Origin of the sequence: Bacillus sp. EKM501B (assembly GCF_011800505.1) — a bacterium.
Taxonomy (GTDB): Bacteria; Bacillota; Bacilli; order Bacillales; family Bacillaceae_G; genus Bacillus_A; species Bacillus_A cereus.
Map to the genome: position 1 here is coordinate 217,660 of NZ_JAALFZ010000004.1, position 12,171 is coordinate 229,830.

The following is a 12,171-nucleotide window of genomic DNA, read 5'->3' on the forward strand; positions in this document are numbered from 1 at the left end:
TTATATCCTGCTAAATTCCCCCATTTCACTTAGTTCATGATTATATACGATATAGAAGAACTGATGTTTGTGGTAAACTAAGAGATGAATAAAGGGGGAGTTTTCTTGAACAATTTTAATGATACGATCCGAGATTTAAACAATATAGTTTACAAACCTAACAATTTAATGATTACGAATCTAAAAGAAGAAAAGCAAAACGCAGAATATGCAGGATGTTTATTCCACTTAAATAACAAAACCATTCGTTTTAGAAAATCAAAAGTTACTCCTAATAAAATTGGTCAATTTGTTTCTTTTTGGGAGAAAGATGAAAATATGCGAAATAGAGCTTTCTCTTATGAAGCTGCTCCTGATTTATTAGTAATCACTTGTATTGCTGATAATAAACTAGGACAATTTATTTTTCCTAAAGAGATTCTTCTTAAAGAAAAAATATTGAGAACACAAAGTCAAACAGGGAAAATGGCAATGAGAATTTATCCTGTTTGGGATACCACTGTTAGCAATCAAGCTAAAAGGAGCCAAACGTGGCAACTTCACTATTTTGTTGATTTAAGTGATATTAATAATTTGCCTATAGATAAACTATTAAATTTATATTCGTAGCTTTTGATTTTCCCCAAAAAGAAGTAATTACAGAAAAGACATTTGTAATGACGCCTTCTATTAATTTACCTTGTGAATCGTAATTTTTGTACCGGTACAGTTAAATGAAATGTACATTGTTACAGTGCCCCTTAAAATTTACAATCAGCATATATTATTTAAACTTATAAATTTTTAAGGGGTGCTAATTATGACAAGTTTACAAAATCAGCTTTTCACAAGATTAAATCTTAAAAAACGTAATGAAGTAACGTTTGAAGAATTACCTACTATACTCTTTTCATTTGCACACACTATACCATTTGAGAATTTAGATGTTATAGCACGAAATACGAATCAAATCTCTCTGGAAAACTTACGAGAGAAAATTTTAACTAGTTCCCGTGGTGGACTTTGCTACGAATTAAATACTCTTTTTTACTATTTCTTAAGAGACTGTGGCTATGATGTACAACTGGCATTAGGTACGGTTTATAAAAACGATATAAATGCATGGGCACTTGAGGATGGCCATATAACAATTATTTTAACTTATGATAATGTACAGTATTTAATTGATGTAGGTATAGCTTCGTTAGTATCTCTTGTTCCTGTACCTTTTACTGGTAAGTCTGTTTCTTCAAAAAATGGTTCGTACCGGGTGAGACGAAAAGATACGAGTAAGGGAAATTATGTTTTAGAAAGAATAGATACTGATGGAGAATGGAAAGTTTGTCATGCTTTTTATAAACATAATATTGATGAGATAATAGTAAACGATGTTCAAAGAAGAGTGATAGAAGATGAGAAGTCTATTTTTAATAAAGGACCAATTGCAGTAAAGTTGACGAACTCCGGTCATATTTCATTAACGAATACAAGTTTAACTGAAGCTATTCGTGGGGAAAAAACTAAGCATGAAATTACAGAAGATCAATATAAAGAGTTTTTATATACTTTATTTGCTATTAAGTTATGAATAATAAAGATAGACGGTTCTTATTCAGAAGCGGCTATCTTTATTATTTTTGGTGTAAATGGTTTTCTTCTAATATGTTTCGGAAACTGCGGTATAGTTAGTGTTTTTAATGTTTTCTCAGCTTCTTCATATGTATGAAAAATTGGTTCTTTTCCATCATCCCCTTGTAAAACTAGCCCTTCATCTCGAATTACATATGGCATAAAACCACCCCATCTAGTAAAGAATTATGTTCTTTTGCAGCAGAATAATACGATTTAAAGTTTGATTTTCTTAATACATATAATACACTAGAACAGTACGAAAAAGTATGTACAATGAATTTTGAATGTAAAGGAAGATTATTATGTCAGTTATTGATAAATTGAAACTTAATAAGTATACAAATATGGTCGTTATTAACGAACCAAGTGATTATGACATTTTTACAGGTAAAGAAACTGCATTCTCAAAAGAACACGATGCTATCTTTATATTTGTAGAAACGCTTGATGAAATGGTGAAACAAACGAATTTTATTATTAGTAATGAAGAATTACTAATTGAAAAAGGTTACGTATTCTTCGCATATCCGAAAAAAGGTAATGCTCGTTATAGTACGTTCATTCACCGTGATGAGATGTTTCCGGCATTAAACGTTGGAGAAGATGGTTATGTGGGAGAAAGCGACATTAAATTTGCACGAATGGTAAGTATGGATGAAGTCTTTACTGTTGTAGGTTTAAAACGCGAGAAGAAAAAAACAACGAAAACATCTGCTATGAGTCAATGTGTTGCCGATTATGCAGATCGAATTAAAGATGTTGAAGCATTATTAGCTAATCATCCGAATGAACTTAAGTTTTATCAAAGTTTAACGCCTGGATATCAGAAAGATTGGGCACGTAATCTTTTTTCTGTAAAACAAGAAAAAACACGTGAAAAACGTCTAGAGAAAATGATAGAGATCCTTTCACAAGGCTATAAAACAATTGAATTATTCCGTAAGAAGAAAAAATAATGATTAAGAAAGTCACAATGCTGCAACAATTAATTGTGATGAGTACATTGAAAAAAGCATTCCTTCCATTATACTAAGGAATGTTCTTATATTTATATAATTAGCAAAAGAGAAAAGGTGTTTGAAATGAAATCGTATATTGTAGTTGGATCTGGAATTTTAGGAGCGTCTACTGCTTATCATCTTGCTAAGGCAGGTGCGAATGTTACTATCGTGGATCGCCAACAATTAGGACAAGCAACTGATGCAGGAGCAGGTATTGTATGTCCATGGCTATCGCAGCGTCGTAATAAAGCATGGTATAAAATTGTTAAAGGCGGTGCACGTTACTATTCTTCGTTAATTCAGCAATTAGAAGAAGACGGTGAAACTGACACAGGATATAATCGTGTAGGTGCAATTAGTTTACATACTGACGAGAAAAAGTTAGATCAAATGGAAGAGCGAGCTTATAAACGACGTGAAGATGCCCCAGAGATTGGTGAAATCACTCGCTTATCAGCTGAAGAAACAAAAAAATTATTCCCAGCATTATCAGACGAATATAGTTCTGTTCATATTAGTGGTGCTGCACGAGTAAATGGAAGATTATTACGCAATGCATTAATAAGTGCTGCGAAAAAACATGGTGCAACTTTAATAAAAGGCGATGCTATATTAGTCCGTGAAGGAAATCATATTACGGGAGTTACAGTAAACGATGAAACAATTTTAGCAGAAAAGGTTATTGTAACTGCAGGCGCATGGGCGAATGAAATCTTGAATCCATTAGGAATTAATTTCTTAGTTACATTCCAAAAAGGACAAATTGTTCATCTGCAAATCGAGAATACAGCAACAGAAAATATGCCAGTTGTTATGCCACCGAACGATCAATATATTTTAACGTTTGACAATGGGCATGTCGTAATTGGTGCAACACATGAGAATGATACTGGTTTCGATCATCGTGTAACAGCAGGTGGTTTACATGAAGTATTCCATAAGGCATTAGCAGTTGCACCTGGCTTAGAAAATGCTACAATGCTTGAAACGAGAGTTGGATTCAGACCATTCACACCAGGATTCTTACCTGTTATCGGACCACTACCTAACTTTGAAGGAATTCTCGTTGCGAATGGATTAGGAGCTTCGGGTTTAACAGCTGGTCCATACTTAGGAGCGGAACTTGCTAAATTAGCGCTGGGACAACCAATTGAGTTAGATTTAAATGATTATGATGTTGCTGGCGCAATTGAATAATATAGGGTACTGCTAACATTTAGGAAGAACCATGCTAAACAAATTCGACAAGGAATAAGCAGTTTTCCCTCTGTTAAGAGTAAGCCTGTTTATGAAAAATAAAATTCTTTAAAAATAGAAGGCCGACATTATAAACCTGCATTAATAATGTAGAATTGTGATGTCGGCTCTTTATTTATATTTATTTAAAACTTATTTTTGAGAGGAGCTTAAGCAATGAGAGCGCCATATCAAGTATTGATATTTCCTTATATAAAAACTACTGATTCCATTCAATATGCTATTTTCAACCGAAGTGATTATAGTTATTGGCAAGGAATAGCTGGTGGCGGAGAAGTCGGTGAGATTCCTATTGAATCAGCAAAACGGGAAGCGTTTGAAGAGGCTGGTATTACAAGAGAATGTCCATATATACAATTAGATTCTGTGTCTTCACTACCAGTAGAGGATTCCTTTGGGGAGAAGAGGTTTATGTAATAAAAGAATTTTCTTTTGGAGTTAAAGTCCCTACAAAAAACATATCATTATCTAAAGAACACTTTAATTATAAATGGTTATGCTTTGAGGAAGCAGTAACGCTTTTGAAATGGGATAGCAACAAAACAGCATTGTGGGAATTAAACAAAAGACTATTAAAACAATAAAAATTTTTGCTAACAAAAATAGTTGTGGAAGAAGAATTGAACCATTAACAAACCCTTGCTACACTTCTAAACAATGTTTTATAGATTTGGCATGGGTAAAGAACGAAGAGAACTTGCACTAAGAAAAGCCCTATACAGTTGCCTCTGAAAAAATGAAAATAGTTAGAAATATTTTTATATCGTACGGTTTTTGGCTATGAATAACGGAATAAATATTAAGTATTCAACAGTTCAAATAAAACGAGTCAGCTTTTTATTTTAGGAAGAAAGCTGACTCGTTTTATGCTAAAATTCGCTTAGTGTATATTTTCGTTAAAATGTGGGTAGGCCCCCTTTTAGCAAAACCGGAGTGGGAATGATGAGTATAAATAGTTTTGTGGGATTGATAAATGACGAATTATTAAAAGAGGTAAGTATAAGAAGTGAGGATGAATTCGAGCCTGTAGTAGTTAAAGATATTCCTAGACTTTGGAAGTGTTTAGGAACAGGTAATTATGCCGCAGTATTCATGCACAAAGAATACAAAGATTGGGTAGTGAAAGTTTACGTGCGAGAAGGAGAAGGAATTGAAAAAGAGTCAGAAGTATACCGAAGAATTGGAGATCATCCTTCTTATTCAAAGCTTATATATAAAGGGGAAAATTTCATAGTATTGAAACGTTTAAAAGAAATTACCTTATACGATGCTATTCATAAGGGTATTAAAATTCCTAAGCAAGTAATACTTGATATTAATGAGGCTTTAGAGTATGCGAGGGAACAAGGGTTAACTCCTTGTGATGTTCACGGGAAAAATGTGATGATGGAAAAAGGAAGGGGATATGTAGTCGATGTATCTGATTTCTTAAAAACAAAAGAAGATAGTAAGTGGAGAGATCTAGAAAAGGCATATTTCACCTTTTATTTTCCTTTCATATATAAATTGCCTTTCCCGGTTAAAATACCGTATTTTATGTTAAACATTGTTAGACGTTCGTATAGAAAATATAAGAAGCTTAAAAAGAACTTCAAATTATAAAAGGACCATATATGTTCCTGAAAACGAGTTAAATTCACATAAATAACTTTAGAAAAATTTCAAATTTTGTTTAGGGGCTATTTCAAGACCTTAGCTTGCTAGGCATATGGTGTTACCTCAAAAAATAAAAAGATTAGGATTCACTCCTAATCTTTTTATTTATACATATTTTTGTTAGTTATATTACTATCAATTCCAAAACGGGATATTTTGAATAAATGAAACCGTCAAAATAAGTGTTGATGCGGAACCAGCAGTTACTAAAGTTACTATTTTTCGTCCATTCTGTTCTTTTGAAGGTTTTATAAGTTCTGTAATTAACACAATCCATATTATGATAGATACTATTGAAATAATATTTATAGACATATGTAACACATCCCTTCGTGTTTTTACATAAATATTGCTTCTTTTATAAAATAAAAGCAATTTAACAAGAAAATATGTAACGCATTAAAAATCAATATTTTCCTGTTAAACCACCTTTTTTAAATAGAAATACGACTGATAAAACGATAACAACAGCCTTCAAACTGCCCCAATATGGATAAATAGCATGATCTGTTAGACTAGCATGCTGAAAAATATTCTCTAAACCGAAAATTCCTATCATGACTGCTAAAAGAAATGAAGCTGATCCATACGTCCCTTTACGATAGAGGGTAAATAAATAGACTGTGAAAATCAGTGGTAAGATGATTTGTAGTACGATTATCATAGTTCGTCCCCCAAATTATTTATAATTATATTATATACAAAATTGTAATAAAAAGGAATGCGACTTATTTGATACTAACAGAACTACTCTAATCATATTCTTCTATAAAAAAGAAGAAAAAGGGGTGTACAGTTAATTGACAAAAGTTAAAGTTAGTTTACGACCCATTGTTCATAACGTAAATTTACCAACTGTATTGAAAACAACGATACTTCCAGGTGAATCGACCGAAAGACTATTTATCGCAACTCAATTAGGGGAGATTTTTTACATAGGGGACGGAGTTATAAAGACATTTTTAGATATTCGTCACCTAATTATTAAATTAGGTACATTTGAAGAAGGTGTTTCTAGTAGCGGTTATGATGAACGCGGATTGCTTGGACTTGCGTTCCATCCACAATTTTATCAAAATGGGTTATTTTATCTTCATTATTCAGTAGCTGGAACTCAAGGGCCAGGTGCATTTTCTGAGCAATTTAAACCGAATCCTTGTGACCCTAAAACGTTAAATTTAAAGTGGTTTAATAGAAATACGCAATATGATCACATTGATACAGTGGAAGAATGGACTTTACAATCTAATGGTCAAGCTCAAAAACGACGAACATTACTGAATGTAAGAAGACCATTTTTTAATCATAACGGAGTCAATAGTTTAAACTTTTCACCTGAGACTGGAAAACTTGTTTTTACAAATGGAGATGGCGGATCAGGTTATGATCCATTTAATTTAAGCCAAGATGATTTAGAAATAGCAGGAAAAATAATTGAAATCGATGTAAGTAAAAATACATTTATAAATAACCCTCCTGTAGTTACACGCTTTAATGAACTTCCTTTATCTATACAAGAAACACTTACAGTAATTGCAAAAGGAGTACGTAATATAACCGGCATTTCATTTCAAAGGTTTTATAATCAATATATCAAATACACCGGAAATGTCGGACAAGATATTGTAGAGTCTATTTTTTCATTTGTTCAATATAAACCTATACCGGTAACAGAACTTGTTCAAATGCATTTTATGAGGTTAACTCCCAATCAAAATGGGTTTATCAATTTTGGTTGGCGAGGATGGGAAGGGGATTTGCCTACTTCTTTTATACGACATTGTTCTGAGAATCAGACTTTGGATGAGAGAACAATGGTTTATTATGATGAAACAATACAAACTTCAGTGAAGCGTATTCTGCCTCTACTTAGTTATTTTCATAAAGATTCTAGAACAGATAAGTTTGGAGGAACTTCACTTACAGGAGTTCAGCCATATATGGGAAATGCAATTCCAAATTTAACAGGTAGCGTTGTTTTTACTGACCTTGCCAAGAAAGGAGAATCTCAGTCTCCAATTAAGGGTGTTTTAGCCTATACTAGAGCAGGTACAGACGGTAAACATGCTGACTTTCATGCTATTGAAACCAATTATGATTTTGGTACGCAACCAGCTTATTATATGAGTTTAGGAACAAATTCGGATCAAACTAAATTATATTTAGGAGTTTACAGTTCTATGAAAGTAACTGATTTTAACAAAGGTACCATTTTTGAAATTATTCCTTGATACGATATAAATTCTCAGTTTAAAAACATAAAGAGTTTATTCTGCTTCCAAAACGCACAACTTGACTTGTCCCCCTAAAAATCTTCAATCTATAAGTATCTATTATATAGTGATTTATAACTAGTAGAAAGCAACTCATAAACCATAAGTGTATGAATAATATAGAAAGTAATGAATGTGGTATCTTTAGGGGGTATTTTAATGAATTGGTTTGTACGTTATTGGTATCAACTGATGATAGAACATGATACGAGCTTTGTTCATAAAAGAAAATTGTCCCTTGCGAATAAGTTAGTACTTACAGCTTTGATGAGTGCATTGGCCACCATGTTTCAAGCAGCTGGGAACTTAGTTCCTGGTATAGGTTTGCTCATTAGTCCATTTTCGACATTACCGATTTTTTTTGCTATTTTCTATTCTATTCGTGAGGGAATACTTTCTTATATTCTTACTATTTTTCTATTATTTATTATTGAGCCCAGTGAACTAATTGTCTTTCCTTTTACTACAGGCTTATTAGGTCTAGCCTTAGGAGTATCCTTTTTAAAATTAAAGAGGAGAATTTGGATTGTTTCTTTTTCAGCAACTTGTCTACTTATAGGTATTATGATCGTTCTCGATGTTTTCCACTTTCCGGTACTTGGTCCTGCTGTTCATACAACTATGGATATAAAAATTATTTTATCAATATTTATAATGAGCTTTCTATACTGTTGGATTTATGCAGGTTTTTGCAGAATAATGATGAATAGATTATATAAAGTGTTGTATTGACAATGGCATAATGAGGATTGGAGATTGAATTCATGACTAACGTTGCAGTTAGAAGACCGAATTTGAATGATGTAGATGAACTATATTTATTTTTCCGTATAGTTATTACGAATACATACAAAAATGAAGGATTGTCACAATTATTAGATGACATAGAAAATGAAATTAACTCAAAAAAGCAGTATTTGAAAAGTGACTTTGATAGTAACGGAGAAAGTCGTTACTTTTTATTAGCAATTGATACAAGTAACGATAAAATCATTGGAACAATCGAAATCGGTCCAGCAAGTACATTGATTAATAGTTGTACAGGTGGTGTACTTAAAAATTTGTATGAAATAGGAACTGTATTCATACTTCCGGAGTATCAGAGAAAGGGAATAGGGAGTTTATTACTACATACAATGTTTCTTACATTACTTAGCAGAGGGATAACAGAATATTGTTTAGATAGTGGATATAAAAATGCGCAAAGTATATGGATGAAAAAGTTTGGAAAACCTAGCTATGTATTGAAAGATTACTGGGGAGAATCCAGTGATCATATGATTTGGAAGAAAAGTTTACATGATACACCTATAATATTTGAATTATAAAATGAAATATGCCTCTGAACATAGCTTTTCTTACTTATGTATGCTATTATTTATCTTTATAATAAAAGAGGACGTGAATGAACTTGATTAAAATTAATATTCCTGAAGCTGATGTTTCAATTACTGAACGTAAACAAGTTATTAAAGGAGACGAGCCAATCATTACTCCAATTAATGGATTTATCGATTTCCACTTGTTCCCTAGAGATAAAGGCGGCATTTTTATGTTTTACAATATTAATGACGAACTTCTTTTCGTAGGTAAAGCTCGTAAAATTAGACAACGTATTAAGAAGCATTTTGAAGATAATGTTTCACCAATTAAAAATCACCGTGATGAAGTATACCGCATTGATGCATGTATCGTAGAAGATCCAACAGAAAGAGAAATTTACGAAACATATATCATTAATGAATACAAAGCGAAATATAACGTTGATAAAGTATTCTACAAATAATCAACATTAATAAAAAGCAATCCTAGCTAATATGCAAGGATTGTTTTTTATTTAGATTTATTCTTCATATCTTTCTCCTTTTTTCAAATGATTAGCAGCAACAAAACAGATTACACCTATAAATATAAGTACAATACCAACCGTTTTATGTTTTCCCTCAAAGAAAGGAATATCTGAAATAACATTTGTCATACATAGTCCTAAAAATACAAGGATAGGGCCCACCCAAAGTAATACATTACCGAATTTTGTGTGCTTCCACATAATAACCCTCCTTAACCCTCTTTACATATATATCCATAAATAAAAAGTAAATTCATAGAGAAATATAGTTTTTTTCATATCGAAAATTTAACCCTCATATATTGGTACAAGCAAAAGAGAAAGGAGACCATCATGAATTGGTTAGAAGCTTTCATACTAGGTATAATTCAAGGTTTAACAGAATTTTTACCAATCAGTAGTACCGGACATCTTTATTTAGGAAGGCATTTGTTCCGATTAGATGAGGCTGGCTTATTTTTAGATACGATGCTGCATATTGGGACTTTACTCGCGGTTTTTATTTATTACAAAAAAGAATTTATATATTTAATTAAAAACCCATTTTCAAAGCTCATGTTATTACTTATCGTTGGGACAATACCCGCAGTTGTAATTGGTTTATTGTTTAAAGACTTCTTTGAAGATATTTCAAAAACAGGAATCACGATCGGTTGGGAGTTTTTAGTGACCGGATTCTTTCTCTACATGGCAGATAAACAAAAGAATGGTCGTAAAAAAATGGATGACATAACATATAAAGACGCATTAATTATCGGTTCATTTCAAGCTGCTGCTATTTTTCCAGCCATTTCCCGTTCTGGAATGACAATTGTCGCTGCATTATGGAGAAAATTAGACCGTGAAACTGCTGCGTACTTTTCTTTTTTACTATCGACACCAGCCATCGTTGGAGCTATCATTTTGCAATTTGTAGACGTTTTTCAAGGGAAAGCAGAATCTATTTCTAGTACATCTTTAATTGTCGGAACGTTATCAGCAGCGTTTTTTGGATACATAGCCGTTTCATGGATGATTCAATATTTAAAACGTCACTCCTTAAAAGTATTCGCGTATTACGTATGGGGATTAGGTATTTTAATTTTAATGTTGCAATTTACTGATGTATTTTAAGTATAATGATAAAGAAGTTAATTAGTTTAAGATCCTGTTTCATTCATACAAGGCAGGATCTCTTTTTATTAAGGGGGAAAATATGTTTAATAAGGCTATCGTTATTGGTGGAAGTATGGCAGGAAAGTTTGCAGCAAAAGCATTATCAACTTCTTTTAAAGAAGTAATCATTATAGAAGCTGGTGAAAGATGGGATGGAAAGTCTTCGAGAAAAAGAGTTCCACAAAGTAATCATCCTCACGTGTTATTAAAAGGTGGAGAAAACGCAATTGAAGAATTGTTTCCTAATATTACGAACGAATTAATAGAAGCGGGTAGTATTATAAACAACTTTACGCGTGATTTGAAATGGCATCAATTCGGTCTATGGAAACAACCGTTCATAGGGGAAGTACATATGATTCAACAAAGTCGTCCTTTGCTAGAATGGCATATTCAAAAACGAATACATCAAATTTCAAATATTACTATTAAATATGAAACATTGGTTAAAGGGTTATTGGTAGATGCAAAGCTTAACAAAGTGTGTGGAGTAAAAGTTAAATATTTAGAGACAAACACACAAGAAGAAGTTCATGCGGATCTTGTAGTTGATGCGAGTGGATTTGGCTCAAAAAGTATAGAGTGGCTACGAGAATACGAAATTAAAGTACAAGAAGAGAAAGTTCGTATTGATTTATTTTACGCAACGAAAATGTTCAAACTTAAAGAAAATGAGGAGTTAGACTGTTGTAATATGCTAATGTCTCCTAGTTTCCCTGATAACCCTTATGGCGTTCTTATTCAAACGATAGAAGATAATCGTTATTTTGTTACTTTTAGTGGATACGCAAATGAGAAAGCACCACAAACAGATGATGAGTTTTATGATTTTGCTGAAAATCTATCAATTTCTAATGTTACAGACTTCTTAAATAAGGCTGAGGGAATTACTGATATAAAGACATACAAAATTCCTTATCAAGTACGCCGGCGATTTGATTTAGTGAATAATGTACCAGAAGGATTATTAGTTGTTGGAGATGCGCAATGTCGTTTTGATCCCGTTTTCGGCCAAGGCGTATCAGTTGCTGCTATGGAGGCTCACCAATTGCAATTACTTTTGCAAGATAGAAAACAACTTGATAAAACATTTACACAACAATTTTATAAAAAGGCAGCTACTATAATAGAAACGCCTTGGGATATGACAACAACAGAAATATCACGTCACCCGCAACTAAAGAGAGAATTAACTACAAAACAAAAATTTCAACTATGGTATACGAAGCAAATATATCGACTATCCGCAAGTAATTCTGATGTTTATATTCGGTTAGTACGAGTGATGAATTTAATTCGTAGTCCATTTCATCTCTTTCATCCGAAAGTGCTACTATCTGTATTACTTAATCGAAAGAAATAGCAGGAA

General features: G+C 32.5%; 15 protein-coding genes and 1 pseudogene. 12 read left to right on the top strand and 4 right to left on the bottom strand.

The genetic code is table 11. The features are described from left to right. Positions 1–105: 105 nt before the first annotated feature. Both HFD78_RS12055 and HFD78_RS12060 read left to right on the top strand, forming a co-directional pair. Entirely contained in the window at positions 106–609 is a 504-nt protein-coding gene (locus HFD78_RS12055) for a MepB family protein (protein WP_001058767.1), read from the top strand. Positions 610–799: 190 nt separating this feature from the next. Continuing rightward, positions 800–1,567, top strand: a complete 768-nt coding sequence (locus HFD78_RS12060) for an arylamine N-acetyltransferase family protein (protein WP_000202806.1) — start codon at positions 800–802, stop codon at positions 1,565–1,567. A gap of 20 nt (positions 1,568–1,587) precedes the next feature. Here the strand turns inward: HFD78_RS12060 and HFD78_RS12065 are convergent, their stop codons facing one another. After that, the gene (locus HFD78_RS12065; protein WP_001147161.1) at positions 1,588–1,770 is read right to left on the bottom strand and encodes a hypothetical protein; all 183 of its coding nucleotides are present in this window, start codon (positions 1,768–1,770) and stop codon (positions 1,588–1,590) included. 143 nt (positions 1,771–1,913) lie between these two features. On the opposite strand from HFD78_RS12065, the gene HFD78_RS12070 reads away from it, so the two are divergent. From HFD78_RS12070 to HFD78_RS12085, 4 genes and pseudogenes are all read left to right on the top strand, one after another. Next, positions 1,914–2,567 (top strand): YdeI/OmpD-associated family protein, encoded by a 654-nt coding sequence (locus HFD78_RS12070; RefSeq protein ID WP_000110844.1) that lies wholly within the window; start codon positions 1,914–1,916, stop codon positions 2,565–2,567. Positions 2,568–2,693: 126 nt separating this feature from the next. Further along, the gene (locus HFD78_RS12075) at positions 2,694–3,809 is read left to right on the top strand and encodes an NAD(P)/FAD-dependent oxidoreductase (protein ID WP_000844389.1); all 1,116 of its coding nucleotides are present in this window, start codon (positions 2,694–2,696) and stop codon (positions 3,807–3,809) included. Positions 3,810–4,025: 216 nt separating this feature from the next. Further along, positions 4,026–4,453: pseudogene (locus tag HFD78_RS12080) on the top strand (NUDIX hydrolase). Between the two features lie 358 nt (positions 4,454–4,811). Next, the gene (locus HFD78_RS12085; RefSeq protein WP_000026534.1) at positions 4,812–5,471 is read left to right on the top strand and encodes a protein kinase family protein; all 660 of its coding nucleotides are present in this window, start codon (positions 4,812–4,814) and stop codon (positions 5,469–5,471) included. 189 nt (positions 5,472–5,660) lie between these two features. Here HFD78_RS12085 and HFD78_RS12090 read toward each other — a convergent pair whose 3' ends face one another. Together HFD78_RS12090 and HFD78_RS12095 are read right to left on the bottom strand one after the other, a co-directional pair. After that, entirely contained in the window at positions 5,661–5,840 is a 180-nt protein-coding gene (locus HFD78_RS12090) for a hypothetical protein (protein ID WP_000026325.1), read from the bottom strand. A gap of 91 nt (positions 5,841–5,931) precedes the next feature. After that, positions 5,932–6,189, bottom strand: a complete 258-nt coding sequence (locus HFD78_RS12095) for a hypothetical protein (RefSeq protein ID WP_000587709.1) — start codon at positions 6,187–6,189, stop codon at positions 5,932–5,934. A 136-nt stretch (positions 6,190–6,325) separates the two neighbouring features. Between HFD78_RS12095 and HFD78_RS12100 the strand changes: the two genes are divergently transcribed. The 4 genes from HFD78_RS12100 (at position 6,326) to HFD78_RS12115 (ending at position 9,584) form a co-directional block, all read left to right on the top strand. Continuing rightward, positions 6,326–7,756, top strand: a complete 1,431-nt coding sequence (locus HFD78_RS12100) for a PQQ-dependent sugar dehydrogenase (RefSeq protein ID WP_000170001.1) — start codon at positions 6,326–6,328, stop codon at positions 7,754–7,756. 201 nt (positions 7,757–7,957) lie between these two features. Then, positions 7,958–8,530, top strand: a complete 573-nt coding sequence (locus HFD78_RS12105) for a YybS family protein (protein ID WP_001103993.1) — start codon at positions 7,958–7,960, stop codon at positions 8,528–8,530. Between the two features lie 32 nt (positions 8,531–8,562). Beyond that, positions 8,563–9,126, top strand: a complete 564-nt coding sequence (locus HFD78_RS12110) for a GNAT family N-acetyltransferase (RefSeq protein ID WP_000185961.1) — start codon at positions 8,563–8,565, stop codon at positions 9,124–9,126. A gap of 77 nt (positions 9,127–9,203) precedes the next feature. Next, positions 9,204–9,584: a nucleotide excision repair endonuclease gene (locus tag HFD78_RS12115; protein ID WP_001048941.1), complete on the top strand. Its 381-nt coding sequence runs from the start codon at positions 9,204–9,206 to the stop codon at positions 9,582–9,584. Between the two features lie 57 nt (positions 9,585–9,641). Here HFD78_RS12115 and HFD78_RS12120 read toward each other — a convergent pair whose 3' ends face one another. Then, the gene (locus HFD78_RS12120) at positions 9,642–9,848 is read right to left on the bottom strand and encodes a hypothetical protein (RefSeq protein ID WP_000265477.1); all 207 of its coding nucleotides are present in this window, start codon (positions 9,846–9,848) and stop codon (positions 9,642–9,644) included. 132 nt (positions 9,849–9,980) lie between these two features. Between HFD78_RS12120 and HFD78_RS12125 the strand changes: the two genes are divergently transcribed. Together HFD78_RS12125 and HFD78_RS12130 are read left to right on the top strand one after the other, a co-directional pair. Beyond that, the gene (locus tag HFD78_RS12125) at positions 9,981–10,760 is read left to right on the top strand and encodes an undecaprenyl-diphosphate phosphatase (protein ID WP_001104298.1); all 780 of its coding nucleotides are present in this window, start codon (positions 9,981–9,983) and stop codon (positions 10,758–10,760) included. A gap of 82 nt (positions 10,761–10,842) precedes the next feature. Beyond that, positions 10,843–12,165 (top strand): FAD-dependent oxidoreductase, encoded by a 1,323-nt coding sequence (locus HFD78_RS12130; RefSeq protein WP_000482051.1) that lies wholly within the window; start codon positions 10,843–10,845, stop codon positions 12,163–12,165. The last annotated feature ends 6 nt before the right edge of the window (positions 12,166–12,171 follow it).